At 64.0% G+C, this 24763-nt stretch carries 27 protein-coding genes; 9 read left to right on the forward strand and 18 right to left on the reverse strand.

All coding sequences use genetic code 11. The annotated features are described in order from the left end of the window. Positions 1 to 225 precede the first annotated feature (225 nt). From V6657_RS16695 to V6657_RS16715, 5 genes are all read right to left on the reverse strand, one after another. On the reverse strand, positions 226 to 1137 hold the full coding sequence (locus V6657_RS16695) for a ParB/RepB/Spo0J family partition protein (protein WP_048935668.1): 912 nt from the start codon (positions 1135 to 1137) through the stop codon (positions 226 to 228). Positions 1138 to 1154: 17 nt separating this feature from the next. Continuing rightward, positions 1155 to 1940 (reverse strand): ParA family protein, encoded by a 786-nt coding sequence (locus tag V6657_RS16700; protein WP_048935669.1) that lies wholly within the window; start codon positions 1938 to 1940, stop codon positions 1155 to 1157. A gap of 21 nt (positions 1941 to 1961) precedes the next feature. Further along, positions 1962 to 2630, reverse strand: a complete 669-nt coding sequence (gene rsmG / locus V6657_RS16705) for a 16S rRNA (guanine(527)-N(7))-methyltransferase RsmG (protein WP_048935670.1) — start codon at positions 2628 to 2630, stop codon at positions 1962 to 1964. Next, a complete protein-coding gene (mnmG, locus tag V6657_RS16710; protein ID WP_048935671.1) occupies positions 2630 to 4579 on the reverse strand; it encodes a tRNA uridine-5-carboxymethylaminomethyl(34) synthesis enzyme MnmG in 1950 nt (649 codons plus the stop codon). The genes rsmG and mnmG overlap by 1 nt, the downstream gene beginning before the upstream one ends. A 181-nt stretch (positions 4580 to 4760) precedes the next feature. Then, positions 4761 to 5699, reverse strand: a complete 939-nt coding sequence (locus V6657_RS16715) for a LysR family transcriptional regulator (protein ID WP_048935672.1) — start codon at positions 5697 to 5699, stop codon at positions 4761 to 4763. Between the two features lie 86 nt (positions 5700 to 5785). Between V6657_RS16715 and V6657_RS16720 the strand changes: the two genes are divergently transcribed. Then, positions 5786 to 6799, forward strand: a complete 1014-nt coding sequence (locus V6657_RS16720; protein WP_048935673.1) for an aldo/keto reductase — start codon at positions 5786 to 5788, stop codon at positions 6797 to 6799. 66 nt (positions 6800 to 6865) lie between these two features. On the opposite strand, the gene V6657_RS16725 is transcribed toward V6657_RS16720, so the two are convergent. Together V6657_RS16725 and V6657_RS16730 are read right to left on the reverse strand one after the other, a co-directional pair. Beyond that, complete coding sequence (locus V6657_RS16725; RefSeq protein ID WP_048935674.1) at positions 6866 to 8014, reverse strand: ABC transporter substrate-binding protein; 1149 nt, start codon at positions 8012 to 8014, stop codon at positions 6866 to 6868. Between the two features lie 164 nt (positions 8015 to 8178). Further along, the gene (locus V6657_RS16730) at positions 8179 to 8784 is read right to left on the reverse strand and encodes a short chain dehydrogenase (RefSeq protein WP_048935675.1); all 606 of its coding nucleotides are present in this window, start codon (positions 8782 to 8784) and stop codon (positions 8179 to 8181) included. Positions 8785 to 8891: 107 nt separating this feature from the next. Between V6657_RS16730 and crgA the strand changes: the two genes are divergently transcribed. From crgA to V6657_RS16750, 4 genes are all read left to right on the forward strand, one after another. Next, positions 8892 to 9803 carry a LysR family transcriptional regulator CrgA gene (crgA, locus tag V6657_RS16735; protein WP_048935676.1) on the forward strand — a complete coding sequence of 304 codons (912 nt, stop codon included), beginning with the start codon at positions 8892 to 8894 and terminating at the stop codon, positions 9801 to 9803. Between the two features lie 59 nt (positions 9804 to 9862). Beyond that, positions 9863 to 10285 carry a DUF3995 domain-containing protein gene (locus V6657_RS16740; RefSeq protein ID WP_048935677.1) on the forward strand — a complete coding sequence of 141 codons (423 nt, stop codon included), beginning with the start codon at positions 9863 to 9865 and terminating at the stop codon, positions 10283 to 10285. A gap of 90 nt (positions 10286 to 10375) precedes the next feature. Next, positions 10376 to 10939 (forward strand): hypothetical protein, encoded by a 564-nt coding sequence (locus V6657_RS16745; protein ID WP_048935678.1) that lies wholly within the window; start codon positions 10376 to 10378, stop codon positions 10937 to 10939. Next, positions 10936 to 11151 carry a DUF3820 family protein gene (locus V6657_RS16750; protein ID WP_027678837.1) on the forward strand — a complete coding sequence of 72 codons (216 nt, stop codon included), beginning with the start codon at positions 10936 to 10938 and terminating at the stop codon, positions 11149 to 11151. Before V6657_RS16745 ends, V6657_RS16750 begins: the two co-directional genes overlap by 4 nt. Positions 11152 to 11158: 7 nt before the next feature. On the opposite strand, the gene V6657_RS16755 is transcribed toward V6657_RS16750, so the two are convergent. Further along, positions 11159 to 12067 carry a LysR family transcriptional regulator gene (locus V6657_RS16755; protein WP_048935679.1) on the reverse strand — a complete coding sequence of 303 codons (909 nt, stop codon included), beginning with the start codon at positions 12065 to 12067 and terminating at the stop codon, positions 11159 to 11161. 98 nt (positions 12068 to 12165) lie between these two features. Between V6657_RS16755 and V6657_RS16760 the strand changes: the two genes are divergently transcribed. Further along, positions 12166 to 13131 carry an SDR family oxidoreductase gene (locus V6657_RS16760; protein WP_048935680.1) on the forward strand — a complete coding sequence of 322 codons (966 nt, stop codon included), beginning with the start codon at positions 12166 to 12168 and terminating at the stop codon, positions 13129 to 13131. Here V6657_RS16760 and V6657_RS16765 read toward each other — a convergent pair. After that, positions 13117 to 13677 (reverse strand): phosphonate degradation HD-domain oxygenase, encoded by a 561-nt coding sequence (locus tag V6657_RS16765; protein WP_048935681.1) that lies wholly within the window; start codon positions 13675 to 13677, stop codon positions 13117 to 13119. The genes V6657_RS16760 and V6657_RS16765 overlap by 15 nt on opposite strands. 191 nt (positions 13678 to 13868) lie before the next feature. Between V6657_RS16765 and V6657_RS16770 the strand changes: the two genes are divergently transcribed. Beyond that, a complete protein-coding gene (locus V6657_RS16770; protein WP_048935682.1) occupies positions 13869 to 14246 on the forward strand; it encodes a cupin domain-containing protein in 378 nt (125 codons plus the stop codon). Here the strand turns inward: V6657_RS16770 and V6657_RS16775 are convergent. Together V6657_RS16775 and V6657_RS16780 are read right to left on the reverse strand one after the other, a co-directional pair. Continuing rightward, positions 14236 to 14994, reverse strand: coding sequence for a TSUP family transporter (locus V6657_RS16775; RefSeq protein ID WP_048935683.1), 759 nt, complete (start codon positions 14992 to 14994; stop codon positions 14236 to 14238). The two genes, V6657_RS16770 and V6657_RS16775, sit on opposite strands and share 11 nt — an antisense overlap. Positions 14995 to 15026: 32 nt before the next feature. After that, positions 15027 to 15464, reverse strand: a complete 438-nt coding sequence (locus V6657_RS16780; protein WP_048935684.1) for a hypothetical protein — start codon at positions 15462 to 15464, stop codon at positions 15027 to 15029. Between the two features lie 120 nt (positions 15465 to 15584). Here V6657_RS16780 and V6657_RS16785 point away from each other — a divergent pair, with 120 nt between their 5' ends. Beyond that, entirely contained in the window at positions 15585 to 15821 is a 237-nt protein-coding gene (locus tag V6657_RS16785) for a hypothetical protein (protein WP_048935685.1), read from the forward strand. Between the two features lie 259 nt (positions 15822 to 16080). On the opposite strand, the gene V6657_RS16790 is transcribed toward V6657_RS16785, so the two are convergent. The 6 genes from V6657_RS16790 to V6657_RS16815 form a co-directional block, all read right to left on the reverse strand. Further along, a complete protein-coding gene (locus V6657_RS16790; protein WP_048935686.1) occupies positions 16081 to 17073 on the reverse strand; it encodes a branched-chain amino acid ABC transporter permease in 993 nt (330 codons plus the stop codon). Positions 17074 to 17086: 13 nt separating this feature from the next. Continuing rightward, the gene (locus V6657_RS16795) at positions 17087 to 17971 is read right to left on the reverse strand and encodes a branched-chain amino acid ABC transporter permease (RefSeq protein WP_048935751.1); all 885 of its coding nucleotides are present in this window, start codon (positions 17969 to 17971) and stop codon (positions 17087 to 17089) included. Positions 17972 to 18051: 80 nt separating this feature from the next. Continuing rightward, the gene (locus V6657_RS16800) at positions 18052 to 19272 is read right to left on the reverse strand and encodes an ABC transporter substrate-binding protein (RefSeq protein WP_048935687.1); all 1221 of its coding nucleotides are present in this window, start codon (positions 19270 to 19272) and stop codon (positions 18052 to 18054) included. A 76-nt stretch (positions 19273 to 19348) separates the two neighbouring features. Further along, on the reverse strand, positions 19349 to 20089 hold the full coding sequence (locus V6657_RS16805) for an ABC transporter ATP-binding protein (protein ID WP_048935688.1): 741 nt from the start codon (positions 20087 to 20089) through the stop codon (positions 19349 to 19351). Positions 20090 to 20181: 92 nt separating this feature from the next. Further along, positions 20182 to 20952, reverse strand: a complete 771-nt coding sequence (locus tag V6657_RS16810; protein WP_048935689.1) for an ABC transporter ATP-binding protein — start codon at positions 20950 to 20952, stop codon at positions 20182 to 20184. A gap of 244 nt (positions 20953 to 21196) precedes the next feature. After that, entirely contained in the window at positions 21197 to 22831 is a 1635-nt protein-coding gene (locus V6657_RS16815; RefSeq protein WP_048935752.1) for a choline dehydrogenase, read from the reverse strand. Between the two features lie 540 nt (positions 22832 to 23371). Here V6657_RS16815 and V6657_RS16820 point away from each other — a divergent pair. After that, a complete protein-coding gene (locus V6657_RS16820) occupies positions 23372 to 23881 on the forward strand; it encodes a hypothetical protein (RefSeq protein ID WP_048935690.1) in 510 nt (169 codons plus the stop codon). Positions 23882 to 23901: 20 nt separating this feature from the next. On the opposite strand, the gene V6657_RS16825 is transcribed toward V6657_RS16820, so the two are convergent. After that, positions 23902 to 24762 carry an alpha/beta hydrolase gene (locus V6657_RS16825; RefSeq protein ID WP_048935691.1) on the reverse strand — a complete coding sequence of 287 codons (861 nt, stop codon included), beginning with the start codon at positions 24760 to 24762 and terminating at the stop codon, positions 23902 to 23904. Position 24763: the final 1 nt, after the last annotated feature.

The raw sequence follows: 24763 nt of genomic DNA on the forward strand, positions 1-24763 counted from the left end.
ACTCGGAGCGGCTGCGTTCCACGCTCCATACGCAATGAAGTGCTGCTGCCAGGGCACCGAATCCGCCTAATGAAGCGGTGCCTGGGTGATTCCATGATGGTATTGCCCGCGCACAGCGTCGATGACGTGCGAGGTAATCGCACTGATTCGGTGCCGGCGAATGCCCGCAAATGACGCAGCGGCGTGGGTTACGCCAACTGCGTCAAACTGTCGCAGCCATACAACTCAGGCAGCCTCTTCGTCACCGTCTGGACGCAGGCGCGCCAGCAAACCGTCAAACTCATCGAGGCTGCTGAACTGGACGGTCAATTGGCCACGGCCCTTGGCCGCCAGCTTGATCTGCACACCCAGGCCCAGCTGGTCCGCCAGTTCTTCTTCCAGGCGAGCGACGTCGCGCCCCCCTTGATGTGCGCCCTTCTGCTTGAGCGACTTCAACTCGAACGGCTTGAGCGTCAAGGCCACCAGCTTTTCCGTCTCGCGCACTGACAGGCGCTTGTTGACGATCTGGTTGGCCAACAGGATTTGTGTCGCACTGTCGACTGCCAGCAGCGCACGGGCGTGGCCCATGTCGATGTCGCCGGCCATCAACATCGTCTGCACAGGCTGGGCGAGATTCAACAGGCGCAATAGGTTCGACACCGCGCTGCGCGAGCGGCCCACCGATTCTGCCGCCTGCTCGTGCGTGAACTGGAATTCACGCACCAGACGCGCGATGCCCTGCGCTTCTTCCAGCGGGTTGAGGTCTTCACGCTGGATGTTCTCGATGAGCGCCATGGCGGCGGCCGATTCGTCCGGCACGTCCTTCACGAGCACCGGCACTTCGGTCAGACCGGCCAAGCGCGAAGCGCGGAAGCGGCGCTCACCCGCGATGATTTCGTACTTGGGCTGCGGGCCGTCGGACGCGATCTTGCGCACCAGGATCGGCTGCATCAGGCCTTGCGCGCGAATGCTCGCGGCCAGCTCCTGCAGCGCACCTTCGTCCATGCGCGTGCGTGGCTGGTACTTGCCGGGCTGCATCTGCTCGAGCTTCAGCACTGTCGGCGCGCCCTCCTGCTTGGCGGTCTCGACAATCTCGGCGGGACTGCCCAGCAGCGCTTCGAGGCCGCGGCCCAGTCCCTTTTTCTTCATCGTGCTCATGGTGTTCCTCGTTGCGCTCAGGCCGGCATGTCGGCCATCTGCCGCACGCGCGCGATCATCTCGGCGCCGAAATCCAGGTAGGCCTTGGCGCCCTTCGACGCAGGGTCGAACGCCACGCCCGGCATGCCATACGACGGCGCCTCGGCCAGGCGCACGTTGCGCGGGATCAGCGTCTTGAAGACCTTGTCGCCAAAGTGCGACTCGAGTTGCGCCGATACCTGCTGCTGCAGCGTCACACGCGGGTCGAACATCACGCGCAGCAGACCGATCACCTTAAGGTCGCGGTTCAGGTTGGCGTGCACCTGCTTGATGGTGTTAACCAGATCCGACAACCCTTCGAGTGCGAAGTACTCGCACTGCATCGGCACGACCACGCCGTGCGCTGCGCACAGGCCGTTGAGCGTGAGCAGCGACAGCGACGGCGGGCAATCGATCAGGACGAAGTCGTAGTCGGCATCGACCTCAGCCAATGCGAGCTTGAGGCGATTTTCGCGATGCTCCAGGTCGACCAGTTCGACTTCGGCGCCGGCCAGGTCGCGGTTGGCGGGCAGCACGTCATAGCGGCCGGCTTCCGAGCGCTGACGCGCCTGCGGAATCGTCGCCAGACCCACGAGCACCTGGTACACGCTGAATTCGAGCGTGTGCTTGTCGATACCCGAGCCCATCGAGGCGTTGCCCTGCGGGTCCAAATCGACCAGCAGCACGCGCTGCCCCTGCGCGGCCAGCCCCGCCGCGAGATTCACCGTGGTGGTGGTCTTGCCGACCCCACCCTTCTGGTTGGCGATCACGAAAATATTCGACATGACTCCTCTGCGGTGAATGACTCACGCCGACGGCGCAAGGATGACCAAGTGACGCTCGGCCGGCAGCCCCGGCACGGTCAGGCGTTCGATGGCTTCGACAGTCCAGCCGGCGGGCAGACGCTCGATTTCGGTGTCCGGGCGCACGCCTTTCATGGCAACCATGCGGCCACCCGGGGCCAGCAAGTGACCGGCGAGATTCACGAAATCGACCAGTTCAGCAAACGCGCGCGAAGTGATGACGCCGTAGCCGGTGGTATCGGCCAGTTTTTCCACGTGGCCCCAGTGCGACTGGGCGTTGGTCAGGCCAAGCTCGGCACGGCACTGCGTCAGGAAGGCGGTCTTCTTCTGCACGATGTCGACCATCGTGACGCTCACATCTGGGAAAGCGATGGCGAGCGGGATACCCGGCAAGCCGCCGCCTGAGCCGACATCCAGTACGCGCGGCGCATCAGGCTGCGCGCGGCGCGCCAACTCGGCAATGCGCGACACGGCCGACAGCGAATCCAGCAGGTGATGCGTGAGCATGTCGCCCGCATCGCGGATGGCGGTCAGGTTATAGACGCGGTTCCATTTGGCAAGCAGCCCCTGGTACGCCAGCAGGCGATCCACTTGGGCTTCGTCCAGCGACAGGCCGAGCGCACGGGCACCCGCCTCCAATTCCGATCGAGCGTCGGTCAATGCATTTGCCATCAAGCGGCCTCGCCTTCTGCGCCGGCGCGGGGGCCAACTTGGCCGCGCAGCACGCCCTTCTTCAGATGCACCAGCAGCAGCGACACCGCTGCCGGCGTGATGCCGGAGATACGCGACGCCTGCCCGATGGTCTCGGGCTTGTGCTTGGCCAGCTTCTGCTGCACTTCGATCGACAAGCCGCGCACCTGCGAGTAGTCGAAATCGGCGGGCAAGCGGGTGTTCTCGTTGGCGCCCAGGCGCTCCACTTCATCGGCCTGGCGGGCGATGTAGCCGTGGTATTTGATGCCAATCTCAACTTGCTCGCGGATTTGCTCGGCCAGCAGCGGGTCCTCCGCAAACGGGCCTTCTGGCGCGTACTTGCCGCCCTGCATGCCCATCAGCGATTCATACGTCACGTTCGGGCGACGCAGCAGGTCGGACAGCGAATACTCGCGCTCGATACCCTTCCCCAGCACCGGCTCGGCGTCTTCCAACGGAAGCGTGGCCGGGTTCACCCACGTCGATTTCAGGCGCTCTGTTTCACGTGAAACAGCGTCGCGCTTGCGGTTGAACGCATCCCAGCGCGCGTCGTCAACCACGCCCAGCGTACGGCCGACTTCGGTCAGGCGCATGTCGGCGTTGTCTTCGCGCAGGCTCAGGCGGAATTCGGCGCGGCTGGTGAACATGCGGTATGGCTCGGTCACGCCTCGGGTGATGAGGTCGTCGACGAGCACGCCCAGGTAAGCCTGGTCGCGGCGCGGCGTCCAGGCATCCTTGCCCTGCACTTGCAGACCGGCGTTGATACCGGCGAGCAGACCTTGGGCGGCAGCTTCTTCGTAGCCGGTCGTCCCGTTGATCTGGCCAGCGAAGAACAGCCCGGAAATCGCCTTCGATTCCAGCGAAGCCTTCAGCCCGCGCGGGTCGAAGTAGTCATATTCGATGGCGTAACCGGGGCGCAGGATGTGGGCGTTTTCCAGGCCGCGCATCGAGTGGATCAGGTCCAACTGCACGTCAAACGGCAGGCTGGTCGACACGCCATTCGGGTAGAACTCGTTGGTTGCCAAGCCTTCCGGCTCCAGGAAAATCTGGTGGCTATCCTTGCTGGCAAAGCGGTGGATCTTGTCTTCGATGCTCGGGCAGTAGCGCGGCCCTACCCCTTCGATCACGCCGGTGTACATCGGCGATCGGTCCAGCCCGGCGCGGATGATGTCGTGCGTGCGCTCGTTGGTGTGCGTGACCCAGCACGGCACCTGGCGCGGGTGCATGTCCGCACGGCCCATGAACGAGAACACCGGCACCGGATCCAGGTCGCCCGGTTGCTCTTCCAGCACCGAAAAATTGATCGATCGGCCATCAATCCGGGGCGGCGTACCGGTCTTCAAGCGCCCTTGTGGCAGCTTCAATTCCTTCAGGCGCGCCGACAGCGACACCGCCGCCGGGTCACCCGCGCGGCCACCGGTGTAGTTGTTCAGGCCCACGTGGATCTTGCCGTCGAGGAACGTCCCCGCCGTCAGCACGACTGCACGTGCGCGAAACTGCACGCCCACCTGCGTCACCGCGCCGACCACGCGGTCGCCCTCCACCAACAGGTCTTCGACGGCCTGCTGGAACAGCATCAGGTTCGGCTGGTTTTCCAGGCGATGGCGGATCGCCGCCTTGTACAGCACGCGGTCCGCTTGGGCACGGGTGGCGCGGACGGCCGGCCCCTTGCTGGAGTTGAGGATGCGGAACTGGATCCCGCCCTCGTCCGTGGCAATGGCCATGACCCCGCCCAGCGCATCCACTTCCTTGACCAGATGGCCCTTGCCAATGCCCCCGATGGACGGGTTGCAGCTCATCTGCCCCAGCGTCTCGATGTTGTGCGTCAGCAGCAGGGTCTGACAACCCATGCGCGCCGCCGCCAGAGCGGCCTCGGTGCCGGCGTGTCCGCCGCCCACCACGATCACATCGAATTCAATTGGATACAGCATGGCTTCCTCCTCGCATGGAGGCATCGGAAATTTGGAGAAGCGGAATTATAAGTCGCGCAGCTACCCCGCAGTTCGACGATGCGGCAATCGGGGCGAAATTCACTCGCGTTTCGTGTTTCACGTGAAACATGCGGCGCTTGTTCCGCACCGTTTGTGTTTCACGTGAAACACATCACTCGGTTCACTCACCGCCCTCGCTGCCCGACCGAGCGCGCAGGAAATCGATGAAGACCCGCAGCTTGCCCGGCATCTGTGGCGTGCGCGGAAAGTAGAGATGAAAGCGATACATGGGTGGGCACCACGCCTCAAGCACCCGGACCAAGCGCCCGGCCGCCACATCCTCGGCGACGAGATCTTCCAGCACGTGCGCCAGTCCAACGCCCTGCTTCGCTGCCTCGACCATCGCCAACACATCGTTCGCGATGAAGCCACCCGTCACATCGACCGACTGAATGGCGCCACCCTGCTCGGGCTCGACAAACTCCCAGTCATACAAAGCACCGCTGCTTGGGAAACGGTAGCGGATGCAGCGATGCCCGCGCAGCGCGTCCGGTGTTTCGGGTGTGCCATACGCTTGCAGATACGCCGGGCTGCCCACCACCGCGATGCGCCGCGCCGGCCCAATCGGCACGCCCACCATGTCGCGCTCGACCCGCTCACCAAAGCGGATGCCGACGTCGAAGCGGTCCGCGACGATGGCGGATAGGCCATCGTCCACCGACACCTCCAGCTCAATGCGCGGATAACGCGAGAGGAAATCGCTGAGTACCGGCTGTAGCACCGCCTGATACGCCACGCGCGAAGCCGTCACGCGCAACGTGCCGCGCGGCTCCGTCGCCCGCTCGCCCGCTTCCGCCATCGCGCCGTACAGTGCGTCGAGACTCGGCCGCGCGACGGCGAGCAAGGCCTCCCCTGCTTCGGTCGCGCTCACCTGCCGCGTCGTACGCGCCAGCAGTTGCGCGCCAAGTGCAGACTCCAGCCGCCGGATCGTCTGCGACAGCGCAGAGGTCGAGACCTCCAACGCCGCCGCTGCGTGCGTGAAACTCCCTGCCTCGGCCACACGCCGCAATGCATCGAGTGCAGGCAGCAGGTCCGGATCGATTGTGAATTCTGTCTTCATAGTGCATCCGATTCTATCCACTTAATCGGCGCGATCACGCTGCCTAGACTGGCGACTCCTCTCCCTGACCTGACAAGGACATCGCCATGCAGACACGACAACTCGGTCAATCCGACCTGCACATCTCCCCACTCGGCTTCGGCACTTGGGCCTCGGGCGGCAGCAATTGGGAATACGGCTGGGGCACGCAAGACGACCGCGACTCCATCACTGCCATCGCCGCTGCGGTGGACGCCGGCATCAACTGGATCGACACGGCCGCCGCCTACGGACTCGGTCACGCCGAAACCGTGGTCGGCCAAGCGCTCAGCGAACTGCCGGCCAGCCAGCGGCCGTATGTGTTCACCAAGGGTTCGCTGCTCTGGGACGCGCAAGGGCGGATTTCGCATTCGCTTGATCCGGCGTCGCTCGCGCGCGAGATCGATGACAGCCTGCGTCGGTTGAACGTGGAAACGATCGACCTGTACCAGATCCACTGGCCGGCCTTTCCGCCGGGTGCGCCGGAGCAATCGATCGAAGCGGCCATCGCCGCCTTGGAACAGGCGCGCCGCGCGGGCAAGATCCGCCAGATCGGGGTGTCGAACTTCGATGCGGCGCAGATGGCGCGTGCGCAGTCTGTCGCGCCGATTGCCGCGCTGCAGCCGCCCTACTCGCTGCTGATGCGCGGCATCGAGGCATCCATCCTGCCCTACACAGCGGCGCACGGCATCGGCAACATCGTCTATTCGCCGCTGCAATCGGGGCTGCTGTCAGGGCGCATGACGCGCGAGCGTATTGCCAGCCTGCCGGCCAACGACTGGCGTGCGCAGCGCAGCCCGGAGTTTCAGGAGCCGAACTTGACGCACAACCTGGCGCTGGTGGAGGTGCTGCGTGGTGTGGGCGCACGGCATGGGAGAACGCCTGCCGAAGTCGCCATCGCGTGGACGCTGCGCAATCCGGTGGTGACGGGCGCTATCGTCGGCGTGCGGCGGCCAGATCAGCTCGATGGCCTGCTCGGCGCGGCGGACCTGAAGCTGACTGACGCGGATCTCGCCGAAATCCAGGCCGCGCTGCCGGAGACCACGGCATCACCGGTGCCGCAGAGCCTGCTCAACGCCTGAGCCCAAAAAGCAAAACGCACGGCGCGAACCGTGCGTTTTGCGTGGGACGATGAGGCGGCTACGCCGTCAGTTCTGCAGCTTCCACTTGCCGTCCTTGATCTCGACCATCACCCGCGAGCGCTGGTCCAGGCCCAGGTGATCCTTGGCGTTCATGTTCATCACGCCGTGTGAGATCGCCAGATTGGTCGTCGCTTCCATCGCATCGCGCAGCCCTTTGCGGAACGCCGGCGTACCCGGCTGCCCCTTCTTCAGCGCCTCGGGCATCGCGTTCGCCAGCAGCAGCCCCGCATCCCACATATGGCCGCCGAAGGTCGAGACCTGGCCACCGTACGCTTTCTCGTACGCCGTCTTGTACGCCAGCGCCGGCTTCTTCACCGGGTTGCTATCCGGCAGTTGCTCGGCCACGAGGATCGGGCCCGCCGGCAGGAACGTCCCTTCGCAATCCTTGCCGCAGACGCGCAAGAAGTCAGCATTCGCCACCCCGTGCGTCTGATACAGCTTGCCCTTGTAGCCGCGCTCCTTCAGTGCGCGCTCCGGCAGCGCGGCCGGCGTACCCGAGCCTGCGATCAGCACCGCATCCGGATTGGCCGCCATGATCTTCAGCACCTGCCCCGTCACCGACGTATCGGTACGTGCAAACCGCTCATTGGCTACGACCTTCAGCTTGCGCAGCCCCGCCACCTTGTCGAACTCCTGCGCCCACGAATCGCCATAAGCATCGGCAAAGCCGATCAGCGCAACCGTCTTCACGCCGTGGTTGGCCATGTGCTCGGCAATGGCGGTGGCCATGTGCGAGTCGTTCTGCGGCGTCTTGAAGACCCACGCGCGCTTGGCGTCCATCGGCTCGATGATGCGTGCGGAGGCGGCCAGCGTGATCATCGGCGTTTCGCTCTCGCCCACCACGTCCACCATCGCCAGCGAGTTGGGCGTGACGGTCGAGCCGATCACCAAGTCAACCTTGTCTTCGGTGATGAGCTTGCGCGTGTTCTTGACGGCGGTGGTCGTGTCGGACGCATCGTCGAGCACGATGTACTCGATCTTCTTGCCCGCGATTTCCTTGGGCAGCAGCGCTACGGTGTTCTTTTCGGGAATCCCCAGCGAAGCCGCCGGCCCCGTGGCCGACACCGTGATGCCGATCTTGACCTGGGCGAATGCTGTACCCGCCAACAGTGCCGTGGCAGCGAGTGCAATGCGGGTGGCGCGCGAAACCTTCATGCCGTCTCCTGAAGTGTGCGGGCGGGTTCTGTGCCCGCCCTTGATCTGGAAATCTGGGAATTCACCGACCGATGGGTCGGGGATGAAGGAGTCTAGAAGGAGTCACGCCGCGCGGGCAAGGGGGAGATTCCCTTGTCCTTAACGTGTTCACGACCTGCGCCGGCTCAGCCGACCCGATACACCCGCCCGCTCTGTACGCCCTCAATGCTGCGCCGATATGCCAGTGCTGCACGCGCAGCCGGCACCGGTTCGAAACCGGGGAAGAACGGCCCGTAGGCGCCCATCGATTCGGTCAGCACCGTCGGGCTCACTGCGTTGATGCGGATGCCGCGCGGCAGCTCGCAGGCGGCAGCGCGCACGAAACCCTCCACTGCCGAGTTCACCGCCGTCGCATTGGCACCCTGCGCAATCGGCTCCTGGCCGACGATGCCGGTGGTGAGCGTGATCGAACCGCCATCGTTCAGATAGTGCTGACCGACCAGCGCCAGGCGCACCTGGCCGAGCAGCTTGTCCTGCAGGCCGATGTTGAAATCCGCCGCCGACATCTCAGTCAGCGGCCCGAAGAACAGATTGCCGGCGGTGGAGACGATGGCATCCACACGGCCGACTTTGTCGAACAGCGCGGCCACGCTGTCGGCGTTGGTGATGTCGACCTGGTGGTCGCCCTGCGTACGGCCCACGCGGATGATTTCGTGCGACCCACCCTGCTCTAGTTCGGCCACTACCGCGCGGCCCAAGGTACCGCTGGCGCCAATGACGATGATCTTCATGCTGTGCTCCTTTGCTGATTCGGTTGGAATGACGCCTATTCTTGGCCGAACCCCGCACGTGATAAAGCCGTGGTAACTTCGGCCATTCCTAATCACCAGTTCGGAATATGGACAAGCTGCGCAGCATGGAAACCTTCGTCGCCGTGGTGGAAGGCGGCAACTTCACCGAGGCGGCGGCGCGGTTGGAGATGTCGGCGGTGATGGTCGGCAAGTACGTGCAGGAGCTGGAGACGCGACTCGGCGCCCGCCTGCTTCAGCGCAGCACGCGCCGCCAGAGCCTGACCGATGCCGGCCGCGTGTTCTATGAAGATGCCAAGCGCGTGCTGGAGCAGGTGCGCTGGGCGGAGACCTCCGTCGAGCGGCTGCGCGCATCGCCCTCAGGCACGCTGCGCGTGAGCGCACCGACCACCTTCGGCGCATGCGTCATCGCTCCGTTGGCTGCGACGTTCCAGCAGGCGCATCCGCAGGTGCGTGTGGAACTGAACCTGAGCAACAGCATGGTCGACCTCGTCGACGAAGGGTTCGACCTCGCCATCCGTATCGGCGCGCTAGGCGATGCCGATCTGGTGGCCAAACCGCTGTGCGTGTATCGGATGGTCATCTGCGCATCGCCGGATTACCTGGCGCGGCATGGGCAGCCTGAGACGCCAGCGGACCTGCCACAGCATCGCTGCCTCGCGCACATGGTGTGGAACAACCGGAATGCGTGGCAGTTGCGCGGGCAGGATGGCGACACGCCCTGGCGCGACGATCCGGCTTTCACGTGCAACGACGGCCACGGCCTGCGCATGGCGGCGATTGCGGGTGCCGGCCTACTGCTGCAACCGGAAGTGCTGGTGGCCGAAGACCTGGCGAACGGCCGGCTGGTGCGTGTGCTGCAGGCCTATGCGCCGGCGCCTCGGCCCATCCACATCGTGTACCGGCAGGATCGACGGCCGCTGCCGAAGCTCTCCAGCTTTGTGGCGCATCTGCTGGAGCAGGTGGCAGCGCGTGTGCCGGCCCAGGGTGCGACACCGTAGCCGTCGCAGCAAGCAACATGGCTGACTACACTCGGGCCATCCTCCTCTGAGCCACCATCATGTTCCTCGCCCTCGTTGCTGGTCGTATCGCTTGCGCAGTGCTCGCCTTCCTCGGTTTGACGCATCTGTACTGGGCAGCAGGAGGCTCCGCTGGCAAGCAAGCGGCACTGCCGTCGGTGGGTGGCGCACCGGTGTTCAAGCCGAGCGCGATTGGCACAGCATTGATCGCGGTGATCTTGCTCGCCATGGCAGCCTGGGTGGCTGCTGCGGCTGGCATCCTGGCCGCACCGATTCCGCACGGCGTGCTGCGCGTTGGCGCCTTCGTGCTCGCTGCCATCTTTGTGCTGCGTGCGGTGGGGGACTTCCACTATGTCGGCTTCTTCAAGCGCGTGCGCGGCAGTGTGTTTGCGCGGCGGGATACGTGGGTGTTTTCGCCGTTGTGTGTGGTGTTGGCGGTGTTGATTACGACTTCTGCAAAGTAGCTCACTAGCGGGCGGGTCGATTAAGCTTGTCGGCTCGACTCTTCTTGCCTCGTCGCTATGCCAGCTATCTCGGTCTCAGTGGATGGACAGATGCTTGCAACCGCCTCCACAGACGACGGTTACGACATGCTCAACATCCTCGTCAATGGCTCCAGAATCCACGACGAATTTGCCATATTGAATTTCAGCGGCTCTCGCTTTCCCGATGACAAGGAAAGCATTCATCACACGTGGATTCCGTCGCTCCAACTCTGCCCTGGTCAAGTCGTCACGGTTTCAATGCTGGAAAAAGGGGAAACCAGCCATCGCGGCAAAACATTTGAGGAGATGTTCCCCAACATAGACAAGGCGGCGTTCGGCGAAGAATGCCTTCTCCGGCGAGACGAACTGGTTACCGCCTTGAAAGCACGTCCGAAACTGCGCAGCGGATACGGATTCACACTCATCGTACCGGGCGGCACCGCTTTCACCGGATACACATCGCCGCAGGAGGACTCGCTGCACTGCTCCATGATGTGGGATCACTGGCAGCCCCAACACACGCGACTGTCGCTCTGCAGTTCAGGCGCCGACGGGCGCAATGATCTGACTTGCCGTGAACTTCGCGTTGGTGAATCCCTTCATCTGCAGCTCGATACCCTGACGTTGCCATGAACCCCGAAGACCTCCAACGCCTCGTCACCACGCAAATGCCGTTCGGCAAATACAAGGGCCGGCTGATTGCCGATCTGCCGGGCCATTACCTGAACTGGTTCGCGCGCGAGGGCTTTCCACCGGGGCAGATCGGACGGTTGCTGGCACTGATGCAGGAGTTGGATCACAACGGCCTGAAAGGCCTGCTCGATCCGTTGCGCCAAGGCAGATAACGGCCGCTCAATTGCCGTTGATGTAGCGCCGCAGCCCCTCCGCCAACGCATCAAATACAGCGCGGCAACGCGGGCTATCGCGCAGGTCCTCATGCATGGCGAGCCACGTGTCGAGCGTGATCGAAACCTCGTCAACAAACAGGCGCACGAGATCCGGATTGCGCTGCGCCAATCCCACTTGGCAGAAGCCGATACCAAAACCCGCACGCAACGCGGCAATCGCTGCGAGATCGCTGTCGGTGCGTAGCGCGAAGCGGTGGCGTTGAATCCACGGCAACTGCGCGCGCACGCTGCGCAGGAAGGCGTTCTCCTTGTCGTAGCCGATCAACGTGTGACCGGCGAGATCACCCAGCGTGGCGGGCACACCGCGCCGCTCCAGATAACGCCGGTGCGCAAACGCCCCCAGTTCAATGCCACCGAGTTGCCGCGCCACCAGCACGCCCTGCGTCGGTGGCTGCATGCGCACGGCGATGTCGGCTTCACGGCGCAGCAGGTCTTCCAGGCGGTTGGACGGCACCAGCTCGATCGTCAGTTCCGGATACGCAGCATGCAGATCCGCGAGGATCGGCGGCAGCACCTCCACCGCCACCACCTCGCTGGCGGTGATGCGCACGGTGCCGCGCACGCCCTCGCCCTGGCTCGATGCGGCGCGCAGCAAGGCGGCGCTGGTCGACTCCAGTGATTCCGCAAACGGCCGCAGCGACAACGCCGCCTCGGTCGGGCTCAGCCCCTGCTGGGTACGGATGAACAGCGACAGGCCCAGCGCCTGTTCCAGCGCATCAACATGGCGCCCGGCGGTGGGCTGCGTCAGCCCCAGCGCGCGTGCCGCACCCGATAGCGAGCCCTCCCGCACGACGGCGAGGAAGGTCCGATACAGCTCCCAGCCCGGCTCAGTGAATGCTCCTGATTCAGTCATACAAATTCGTATAGCTGCACGCTCATCATCAACAATTCCATTGAAGCACAAGCGCGACCAGAATGCCTCCATCGCAACGCTCACTCGGGAGCACGCTCATGGAACAGGCAACACAAGCAAAGCGCATCGCATTGGTACTGGGCGCCACCGGTGGCATCGGCGGCGAAGTCGCACGGCGTCTGGTGGCACGCGGCTGGCACGTGCGTGCATTGCAGCGCAATCCGGATGCGCTGACGGATCGCAACACCGCCTTCGAATGGGTGCGCGGTGATGCAATGGTGCGCGAGGACGTGGTGGGTGCGGCACAGGGCGCCGAGCTGATCGTCCACGCCGTCAACCCGCCGGGCTACCAGAACTGGGCTGGCCAGGTGCTGCCGATGATCGACAACACCATCGCCGCGGCCCGCGCATCTGGCGCACGCATTGTGCTGCCCGGCACGGTGTACAACTTTGCGCCCGACACCTTTCCCGTGCTGCGCGAGAACACCGCGCAACAGCCGCTTACGCGCAAGGGCAAGATCCGCGTGGAACTGGAGCGCCGCATGCAGGCCGCCAGTGCCGATGGCGTGCGCAGTCTCATCGTGCGCGCGGGGGATTTCTTCGGGCCGCAGACCGGCAACAACTGGTTTGCCGCCGCGCTGGTGCGGCCGGGCAAGGCTGTCGGCACCGTCACCGTTCCTAACGCACGCGGCGTCGGGCACCAGTGGGCGTATCTGCCGGATGTGGCCGAAACGATGCTGCGCCTGGTCGAGCAAGGCGATCGCCTGCCCGCTTTCGCGGTCTATCACATGCGTGGTCACTGGGACGCCGACGGCACGCAGATGCCCCGCTCGATCGGCCACAGCGTTGGCCGCTCGGTGAAGACGCGCCTCTTCCCATGGTGGATTCTGCCGATCCTGTCGCCATTTTCAGAGACGATGCGCGAGATGCGCGAGATGCGTTATCTGTGGCAGCAGCCCGTGCGCATGGACAACGCCAAGCTCGTGCAGGCGCTGGGCGCCGAGCCGCACACCCCGTGGGATGAGGCCGTGGGCACGACGCTGCGCAGCCTACGCTGCGTTTGAGACGCGCGCCGCTGTCGCCAGAAAGTGCGCGAGATTGGGCGTCGACTGGCCCGCCACCTTGGCGAGGTCGTCCCAGCGGCGCAGCTGCAGCGCGTCTACCGCGTAAGGACGCTGCATGAAGGCCTCGGCCTCTTCCGCGGAGAACACGCCACCCTGCAGCGCCAGGCTGCGCACGGAATCCGCCGACAGGCGCGCGTAGTAATGCGCATCCATCGCGCACAGGCAGCGCTTGGCATCCACGTGCAGGCGGATCGGCTCCAGCACCGCATCAGGAAACGTCGCGCGCAGGAACGGCAGCGCAAAGTACTGGTGCTGATCGTCGATGCCGTGGGCGGTGGGCGTATCCACACTCAGACCCTGCAGGTTCAGCAGATGCCCGAGGTCATGCAGCAGTGCGGCAGTGATGAGCGCATCCGACGCACCCGCCTCTTCCGCCAGCGCGGCGGTCTGCAGCGCGTGTTCAAGCTGGGTGACGGGCTCGCCGCTGTAGGCGATGTCGCCGTGGCGGTCGAATAACGTTTGGATGTCGTCGAGGCTCAGGGCCATGGCGCTGCGGCGCAAAAGAAGGCGGAACCTTGCAGCCTAGTGCGCGTGTGCGTCAAACCGGTGACAGCGCCATCGCCGCGCACCCCGGCATTAGCCCGCGTGATCCGTGCGATTAGAAAGATTGGTTGGGAATGCGCAGGTCGCGCCCTTATCTTCAGGGCCTCCCCACGCCCCACACATCGGAGCCCATCATGCTCGCAGGACACACGGTGCAGGTCACCCACGCGCTGGAACAGGTGACGGACTATTGGTCGCCGCGCATCGTCGGCCAGGTCAATGACCAGTACATCAAGGTCGCCAAGTTGAAGGGCGAATTCGTCTGGCACGACCACCCGAATGAGGATGAGCTGTTCTTCGTGGTCTACGGCCGCCTGAAGATCGCCTTCGAAGACCGCGACGACGTCCACCTCGGCCCCGGCGAATTCTGCGTAGTGCCGCGCGGCGTGCGCCACTGCCCCGTTGCCGACGAGGAGTGCGGGATCATGCTGATCGAAACCGTGACCACGCAGCACACGGGCGATGTGATCACCGAGCGCACCGTGGCGCTCGACACCCAGCTCAACGGATAAACGCGTCGTAAGCGGTCTTCAGGATCAGCGCCAGCACCACCACGATGAACACCTTGCGCACGAAGCGGCTGCCGTGCCGCAGCGCAAGGTGGCTGCCGACCTGATTGCCGGCCACGTTGGCCACCGCCATCACCAGGCCAAGCTGCCACCACACGTGGCCCTTGGATGCCAGCAGCAGCAAGGCCGCCACGTTGGTCGCCAGATTGACGATCTTGGTGGATGCGGATGCGTGCAGGAAGTCGTAGCCGAACACGCGCACGAACACGATCATCAGGAAGCTGCCGGTGCCCGGGCCAAACACACCGTCGTAGAAACCAATCACGGCGCCGGCCAGCAGTGCCGCAGCACGCTCGCGCCAACCTGCGAGGCTGGGGGCGTGTTCTGCGCCCAGGTTCTTCTTGGCCACCGTGTAGATCAGTAGCGCCGCCAGCACGAACGGCAGCGCGCGGCGCAGCGGCTCGGCGGGAATGTGCGTGAGCGCCCATGCGCCCAGCAGCGAAAACCCAAACGCTGTGACCACTGCCGGCGCCGTCGCGCCCCAGTAGATGCGTACCGTCCGCCCATAGCGCACTGCCGCCGTAGCCGTGCCCGACATCGACGCGACCTTGTTGGTGCCAATCAGCGTGGCCGGCGCAATGTTCGGGTACGCCGAGAACAGCGCGGGAATCTGCACCAGGCCGCCACCACCGGCCACGGCATCGATCAGGCCAGCCAGAAAGCCGGCCAAGGCGAGCAAAGCGAATTCCATCAGGGGAGTAGAGACAGGCGGGTGATCAGGACTTAGCCCAGCGATTTGGGCGACGGACGCGCACTGCGCCGCCAGCAGCCGGACGCATCCGGCGCAAAGCCAAGCGCGGTGGCGTCATACGCTGCAAGCGCCGCAGGCGGCAGCAGAACGTGGAGTATGCCATGTGCGCGGGCGTACTCATTGACGGCAGCCAAGGCAGCATCACGCGTGACCACGTCATCGGAAAACGCCATCACGCCGACTGGCAGCCACGCCACCAACCCGCCCAGCGCCAGGTGCGGTACGAGCGTGATCGGCGCGACACCGACCAATGCCCCGTCCGCCTCTACGAGAAAGCACGGATGCGCGCTCGGCTGGGCCAGCAGCGTATCGACGGCATGCGCCAATTGCAGCGGCGAAGCGCCCGATGCGATGGCAGCCAACAGGCGGGGCCGGTCATCCGGCGTGGCGAGACGGGTGGACAGGGTCATGGGCGGCTCGAAGCGAAGGCGCCATTGTCATGCAGCGCCCGCATAGGCGTCGACTCCGAATGCATTTCTCTTGTGAATCGGCGCCAACCAGAATGGGGAGAACACCCCAAGGAGACCGCCATGACCGACCCGACCCGCGCGCTCACGCTGCAATTGCTGCAATCGCTGGCCGAACGGCCGAGGCCCTATACCGAGGTGTTGGAGGCTTGGCGGACGTCGTGTCCGCGATTGTCGATCTGGGAAGATGCGTGCATCGACGGGCTGGTGGACTGTGCGCCCGGGTCGTCACCAGAGCAGCATCTTGTGACGGTCAGCGCCCGGGGCCGGGCCCTGTTGGCGGCGAGCGCCGCGCACTGAAGGCACAAACTAAAAGGCCCTGCCGGGGATCACCTGGCAGGGCCTCTATTTTATTTAGCATCTCCACCGTTTCGTGCGGTGTGTGCTGTCGTCTCCTCGCTCCCGCCTCATTTATCTCGTGCGAAAACCGTAACGAGACTGTAAAGAATGCACCGCAACGCAACAACTAGAGCAAACCCTTACGGTGCACTAAGCACCAAATCGGCGCCAAGATCATCCTTTCGGGGGGGATGCGACGCCATTTGCGGTCATTGTGACCCTAGCGCCGCAACCAAGGTAGCCGTGCAGCAATTTCGCCCATGATGCCGCGGCGGAAGGTCAGCACGCAGATCACGAAGATCGCGCCCGTGACCGTCGTCACCGATTCGCCCAGCACATTGAACCCGTCGATGCCGGTGGCGCCCGCCAGGAAGGTGCCGATGTCGCCCAGCTTGTTTTCCAGCGCAATCACCAGTGCCGCACCGAGGATCGGGCCCGACAGGATGCCCAGGCCGCCCACCAGCGTCATCAGGATCACCGAGCCGGACATCGACCAATGCACGTCCGTCAGCGTCTCGAAGCCGAGCACCAGCGTCTTGAGCGAACCGGCCAGGCCGGTCAGCGCGGCCGACAACACGAAGGCCAGCAGCTTGAAGCGGTCGGTGTCGTAGCCAAGGGAGATGGCGCGCGGCTCGTTCTCCTTGATGGCCTTGAGGATCTGCCCGAACGGCGAGTGGATCGTGCGCACGATCAGCAGGAAGGCCAGCGCCACGATGGCGAGCACGACGTAGTACAGCGTCATGTCCGACGACAGATCGAGCACGCCGAACAGCTTGCCGCGCGGCACGCCTTGCAGGCCATCTTCACCGCCGGTGAACGGCACCTGCAGGCAGAAGAAGTACAGCATCTGCGCCAGCGCCAGCGTGATCATCGCGAAGTAGATGCCCTGGCGGCGGATGGCCAGCAGGCCCACGACCAGGCCGATGAAGGCGCCTGCCGCCGTGCCGGCCAGCAGGCCGAGTTCCGGCGTGACGTGCAGGTCGCGCATCATGTAACCGGCCACGTAGCCCGCGCCGCCAAAGAACGCCGCGTGCCCGAACGACAGCAGCCCGGTATAGCCCAGCAGCAGATTGAAGGCCGAAGCAAACAGCGCAAAGCACAGCAGCTTGGCGACGAACACCGGATACGCGCCCACCAGCGGCGCAGCAACGAGCGCCACCAGCAATAGGCCGTACAGAGCGTATTTGAGGGAAGAGGAAGAGGTGTTTTGCATAGTGCCGCTTCGCTTATTTCTCTTTACCGAACAGGCCCGCCGGACGCACCAGCAGCACCAGCACCATGATCACGAACACCACTGTGGATGACGCCTGTGGATAAAACACCTTGGTCAGCCCTTCAATGACACCCAGGCCCAGCCCGGTGACGATCGAACCGAGGATCGACCCCATACCGCCGATCACCACCACCGCAAACACGGTGATGATCATGCTCTGCCCCATCAGCGGCGAGATCTGGATGACGGGTGCCGCCAGCACACCGGCAAACGCCGCCAGCGCCACACCAAAGCCGTAGGTGAGCGTGACCATCAACGGCACGTTCACACCAAAGGCTTCGACCAGCTTCGGGTTCTCGGTGCCGGCGCGCAGATACGCGCCCAGCTTGGTCTTCTCGATCATGAACCACGTGGCGAAGCACACCGCCAGCGAAGCCACCACCACCCACGCGCGGTAGTTGGGCAGCATCATGAAGCCGAGGTCCGTGGCACCCTGCAGCAGCTCGGGCGTGTCATACGGCAGGCCCGACACGCCGTAGATGGCGCGGAAGACGCCCTCAATGACCAACGTCACGCCCAGCGTGAGCAGCAGGCCATACAGATGGTCGAGCTTGTAGATGAAGCGCAGCAGCGTTCGCTCGATCACCACGCCCAGCACGCCGATCGCCAGCGGCGAGAGCACCAGCATCAGCCAGTACGGCAGGCCCAGGTACGAGAAGCCCATCCACGTGAGCACCGCGCCCAGCATGAACAGCGCACCGTGCGCAAAGTTGATGACGTTGAGCAGCCCGAAGATGACCGCAAGGCCCAGGCTCAACATCGCATAAAAGGAACCGTTGACCAGGCCCAGCAGCAGCTGGCTGAGCATGGCCGGTAGCGGAACGCCGAAGATTTCCATCGCGGTCAAGAAGAGAACACCACACCAACACGATTGACGGCGCCGCCCTCCATTGGACAGCGGCGCCGGTTCTTACACGCTTACTTCTTCCACAGCGCGCACTTCGATTCCGCCTGCGTGGCGAAGGCTTGCTCGCCCGGAATCGTTGCCACGACCTTCAGGTAATCCCACGGCTTCTTCGACTCGGCCGGCGTCTTCACCTGCAGCAGGTACATGTCGTGGATGCCACGGCCGTCCTGGCGGATGTAGCCCTTGGTGTAGAAGTCGTCGATCTTCGTCTTCTTGAGCTGCGCGATCACCTTGTCCGGATCATCCGTGCCGGCGGCAGCCACCGCCTTGATGTAGTTCGACACGGCCGAGTAGTCGGCGGCCTGCAAGCTGCTCGGCATCTTCTTCATCTTCATGAAGTAGCGGTTGGCGAACTTGCGCGTGGCGTCGTTCATGTCCCAGTACCAGCTGTCGGTCATTAACAGGCCTTCGGCTGTTTGCAGGCCCAGGCTATGCACGTCGTTGATGAACATCAGCAGGCCCGCGATCTTCATCGACTTGGTGATGCCGAATTCCTTGGCCGCCTTGATCGAGTTGATCGTGTCGCCGCCCGCGTTGGCCAGGCCCAGGATCTGCGCCTTGGACGACTGCGCCTGCAGCAGGTACGACGAGAAGTCCGACGCCGACAGCGGGTGCTTGACCGAGCCCACCACCGTACCGCCGTTGGCCTTGACCACGGCTGCGGTGTCGTTCTCCAGCGAGTGGCCAAACGCGTAGTCGGCGGTCAGGAAGAACCACGACTTGCCGCCCTGCTTGACCACCGCGCTGCCGGTGCCCTTGGCCAGCGCCACCGTGTCATACGCGTAGTGGATCGTGTACGGCGTGCACTCCTCGTTGGTCAGGCGGGCTGTGCCGGCGCCGATGCCGATGAACACCTTCTTCTTCTCGGCCGCCACCTTGCTCATCGCCAGCGACGTGGCGGAGTTGGTGCCGCCCAGCAGCATGTCGATGCCCTGCTGATCCATCCACTCGCGCGCCTTGGAGGCCGCGATATCCGCCTTGTTCTGGTGGTCGGCCGTGACCAGTTCGATCGGCTTGCCGAGCACCTTGCCGCCCGCGTCTTCGATCGCCATCTTCACGGCCTCGACACCGCCCTGCCCGTCGATGTCGGCATACAGACCCGACAGATCGGTGATGTAGCCGATCTTCACCTTGTCGCCGCTCACCTGGGCGTGCGCGCCCGACGACGCCAAACCAGCCGCCGCCCCCAGTCCTACCGCCATCAGTGCACCAGCCAGCTTCTTGAGTGTCATGGTCTTGTCTCCTGTAGTGCGCGCATCGCTTGTGACGCGTCGCGCGGTGGTGAAGCAAATCGATATCGACAACGCGTTAAACGCCGAGCAGCTCGTGCAGCACCGGCATCTTGTCCTGCAACTGCGCCGCCTCGAAACGCTCGACGATGCGGCCGTGTTCCATCACATAGAAGCGATCGGCCAGCGGCGCGGCAAAGCGGAAGTTCTGCTCCACCATCACCACCGTGTAGCCGCGCTTCTTGAGCATCAGGATCATGCGGGCCAGCGCCTGCACGATCACCGGGGCCAGCCCCTCGGAAATTTCATCGAGCAGCAGCAGGTTCGCACCCGTGCGCAGGATGCGACCAACCGCCAGCATCTGCTGCTCACCGCCCGACAGGCGCGTGCCCTGGCTCTGGCGACGCTCCCTCAGGTTGGGGAACATCGCGTAGATCTCGTCGATGCTCATGCCGGGGTTGCCGCTCTTGGCAACTTGGTCTTTCAGCACCGGCGGCAGCATCAGGTTCTCTTCGCACGACAGGCTGGAGAAAATGCCGCGCTCTTCCGGGCAATAGCCGATGCCGCAGTGGGCAATCTTGTGCGTCGGCAGGTCGATGGTCTCGATGCCCTGGCCGCTGGCGTCGTGCACGACGATCGAGCCCTTGCGCGAGCCCACCAGGCCCATGATGGCGCGCAGCGTGGTGGTACGGCCCGCACCATTGCGGCCGAGCAACGTGACGACCTCGCCGCGGTTCACGGTCAGGTCGACACCATGCAGGATGTGCGATTCGCCGTACCAGGCGTGCAGGTCCTTGATCTGGAGCGCGGGCGTGCTCATGCAGTGTTCTCGTGTGTTCGGGTCTAGCGTTTGGTGACACGGCTGATCGTCTTACAGCCGCGTCGCATGATCGATCAACGTCGATCGAGGCCTCAATGGCCCTCCAGCGCCGCATCGGCGGTGCCCATATAGGCTTCCATCACCTGCGGGTTCTTCGAGACGTCTTCGTACGGGCCTTCCGCCAGAATCTGGCCACGCTGCAGCACCGTGATCTTGTCGGCGATGGAGGACACCACGTTCATGTTGTGCTCCACCATCAGGATCGTGCGGCCTTCGGACACGCGCTTGATCAGCTCAGTCACGCGGTCCACATCTTCGTGGCCCATGCCTTGCGTGGGCTCGTCGAGCAGCATCAGCTCGGGCTCCATCGCCAGCGTGGTGGCAATCTCCAGCGCGCGCTTGCGGCCGTACGGCAGCTCCACCGTCACGGTGTGCGCAAACTGCGTCAGCCCCACCTGTTCGAGCAACTCCATCGCACGCTCATTCAAGACATTGAGCGATTGCTCGCTTTGCCAGAACGCGTATGCCGTACCGAGTTGACGCTGCAGCCCAACGCGAACGTTTTCCATCACCGTCAGATGCGGAAACACGGCGGAGATCTGGAACGAGCGAATCACGCCGCGCCGCGCAATCTGCGCCGGCTTTTCCGCGGTGATATCGAGGCCGTTGAACAGGATGGTGCCGCGCGTGGGCACCAGGAATTTGGTCAGCAGGTTGAAGCAAGTCGTCTTGCCAGCACCGTTCGGGCCGATGAGCGCATGGATCGACCCACGCTGCACGCGCAGGTTGACGTCGGACACGGCGGTAAAGCCCTTGAAGGCCTTGGTCAGTCCGCGCGTTTCGAGAATGATGTCCTGCGCCATGATTCCCTCTGGTCTCCCGCCTCTTTTTTGGTGCGGACGATTGTCAACGGCTGTTGCGTCGCAAAACATCGGGGTTTGTACCAAGACGATTACGCGTCGCTTACCGCCCCGAAACCCGCGCCGGTACTGGCTTTGCGGCTGACCGGCGAGGGTTACGTAGAGTTACGTATCGGAGCAATACCGATTGCCTATCGATATGACACCGGCGCGTGTCACGCCCGTGTCATCGGCCCGCAAACCGGCGTCAGGCCGCCACTGGCTCGCCGCGCGCACGCGCCTTGCGCGCCGCACGAATCATCTCGCTCGCCTTCTCCGCAATCATGATCGTCGGCGAGTTGGTATTGCCCGACGTGATGGTCGGCATGACAGACGCATCGACCACACGCAGGCCCTCGATGCCGCGCACACGCAACTGCGCGTCGACCACCGCGTTTGCATCATCCGCGCGCCCCATGCGGCACGTGCCGACCGGGTGGAAGATGGTCGTGCCGATTTCGCCTGCAGCACGGGCAAGGTCTTCGTCGGTCTGGAAGGTCACGCCAGGCAGATATTCCTCCGGCTTGTACTTGGCCAACGCAGGTTGCGCGACGATGCGGCGCGTCAGGCGCAGTGAATCGGCCGCGACCTTGCGGTCTTCCTCTGTGGACAAGTAGTTCGGCGCGATCGTCGGCGCAGCAAACGGATCGGCCGAGGTGACATGCACCGAGCCACGCGAGGTCGGCCGCAGGTTGCACACGCTGGCGGTGAAGGCGTTGAACGCATGCAGCGGATCACCAAACTTGTCGAGCGAGAGCGGCTGCACGTGGTACTCCACATCCGGCCGCGCCACGCGCGGGTTCGAACGCGCGAACACCCCCAACTGCGATGGCGCCATGCTCATCGGCCCGCTGCGGTTGAACGCGTACTCCATGCCGATCAGCGCCTTGCCCCACCAGTTGGCGGCGCGCGTGTTGAGCGTCGGCACGCCATGTACCTTCACCACGCTGCGCAGTTGCAGATGGTCCTGCAGGTTCTCGCCCACACCGGGCAGCGCCTGACGCACGTGGATGCCCAGCGCCTGCAGTCGCTCCGGCTGACCGATGCCCGCCAGCTCCAGCAGCTGCGGCGAGTTGATCGCCCCAGCCGAGAGGATCACCTCTTCACGCGCGGCCACCGTGTAGTCCTGCCCTGCCCCGCGATACGTCACGCCCGTACAGCGCTTGCCGTCAAACGTGAGCGCGCGCACCTGCGCACCGGTCACGATGGTCAGATTGGGCCGTTGCGATGCCGGACGCAGAAAACCCTTGGCCGTGTTCCAACGGATGCCGTGTTTCTGGTTGACCTCGAAGTAGCCGACACCGAAGTTGTCCCCACGGTTGAAGTCGCTCGTGCGCGGGATGCCGGCCTGCACGGCGGCTTCGATGAAGGTCTCCAGCACTTGCCACTGCAGGCGCTGCGGTTCGACGCGCCATTCGCCGCTGGCGCCGTGCCATTCGTTGGCACCGCCGTGGTAGTTCTCGCTGGTCTTGAAGAGCGGCAGCACGGCATCCCACTTCCACGACGCATCGCCGGTGGTGGCAGCCCAGCCGTCGTAGTCCTCGCACTGGCCGCGCATGTAGATCATGCCGTTGATCGACGAGCAGCCGCCCAGTACGCGGCCGCGCGGGTAGCCGAGTGAGCGGCCATTCAGGCCGGGTTCTTCACGTGTGCGGTAGAGCCAGTCGGTGCGCGGGTTGCCAATGCAATACAGATAGCCGACGGGGATGTGGATCCAGTGGTAATCGTCCTTGCCGCCGGCTTCGAGCAGCAGCACAGAGACGTCGGGGTCCTGCGTCAGACGGTTGGCGAGGACGCAGCCCGCGGAGCCTGCGCCGATGATGATGTAGTCGTAGGTTTCCATGTCTCCGTGCTTCTTTTCCTTGGTGTTGCTGGGTTTTGTTTTCTTGTTCTTGTTCTTGTGGTGCATCCCTTGTTTCATCCCCTGCCGGGGCTGACTCACTTTCTTTGTCTTGCCAAAGAAAGTAAGCAAAGAAAGGCGCGCCCGAGATAGCGAAACATTCCTTGAATTTCTGTCGCAGGGAGGGGAAGGGAAAAACTCGCTTCGCTCAAACAGTTTCCCTTCCTTTTTCCTCCCTGCAACAAAAATTCAAGGCGCCATCTAGGGCAGGAACAGCCACACCGTTGGTCTGCCTGTCCCGACGGTTTGTAATCACCTGCGCACCTCTGGTGAAGGGGCATTGTGCACGGGATTGGCAGATTTTGTGACGGACTGCTGGTTGGCATACTGGACAGCGCCAGCGCCGTGCATGAATTCAGCCGAATGAAAGCAAGCGTTCATGCACTCGACTTGCGCATACCTGCTCACCCTCCTAGCTTGGGAAATACAGCTAGATAAACGTCCAGCGGGTCATGCGTTGCGCATTCCGCAAAAGGGGGAGACGTGAAGACAAAGATCTTGGCCATCGCCGCAGCGGGCCTGGTTGCCGTCGTCTGGTGGATGTCCTCCCCCAGCCGCACAGACATTGACGTCGTAGAAAATCAGGCGGGCCGCCCCGGCGTGAAATCGACGGACTTTGAATCCACGGTCAGCGGCATCGATGCCAATGAGAACGGTGTGCGTGACGACATCGAGCGTTATATCGCGAAGACCTATCCAGCCCCCGCGCAACGCGCCGCGATGATGCAGTACGCGAGGGCCCAGCAGAATTACCTCTTGACCGCAACCACGCCAGAAAAGGCGAAGGCAGCTGCGCAAATGCTATGGCAATCCTTTGCCTGTGCGCGTCGGCAATTCGGAAAGGAATGGTTGGACCTGACCAAAGACATTCTCGCTATGCATCTCAACACTGGTGTGCGATACAAGGCGTATGCGCGAGCGCAAGACAACCTCGCAGGCCAGATCGTCGACTCTTATACCGGAGATGACGCGTGCATTCAGGACGCGGGCTAATCACGCCCGCCTGAACGACATCAAATCCGCCCAGCCAACCACTCCGTCATCTTCCCAAACACCTCACCACGCAACGGTTCAGCCTCGTTGAAGATCTCGTGGTACCCCGAATCAAACCACGCCAGCGTGCGCAACTCCTCCGGCGCATTCGCATAAAAATCCCGACTGCCGGACGGATCAACAATCGAATCAGACCCCCCCGCCATCAGCAGCATCGGCGCTTCCAAGCGAGGCGCATCCTGCTGCGCCTGCGTAATCGCATTGAGCATGAACTCAAGCAACGAAGCGCTGATCGTGCTCTGCACCAGCGGGTCGGCACGGTAGGCAGGACCGACGCTCGGATCATGCGAGAGCTTGGCCGGATCCACCGGATTGGGCACCGCCAACCGCGGCGCCAGTGCAGAGAGAATGCCGCGCACAATGCCCGCCCCTGGCGGCAGCTTCACGCGCAGCGCGGGCGATGACAGCAGCACGCCACGCACCGGCCGGATACGCGCCGTCGTAAAACGCGCGACGATCAGCCCACCCATGCTGTGCCCGAGCACAAACGGCATCTCATGCCATTCGGCGACGGCCGCGTCGATGATCTCTGCGAGATCGGTGAGGTAGTTGTCCTGCGCATCCAGCGCCATGCGCGGGCCGCCGCTCTTGCCGTGGCCGCGCAGGTCAAAGGCCCGCACGCGCAGGCCGAGATCGGTGAGCACCTTGGCCACATGTGGATAACGCCCGCTGTGCTCAGCCATGCCGTGAACGAGGATGACGGTACCGCGAGGTTCGCCGCTGTCGGGCGCGGGTAACCAGGTCCGGACCAACAGTTCGGTGTGGTCCTTCATGCGCTGGCGGCTTTCAACCGCGTTGACCTCGGCAGGGGCTTGCGTCATG

Origin of the sequence: Ralstonia sp. RRA, from assembly GCF_037023145.1 — a bacterium.
Classification (GTDB): domain Bacteria; phylum Pseudomonadota; class Gammaproteobacteria; order Burkholderiales; family Burkholderiaceae; genus Ralstonia.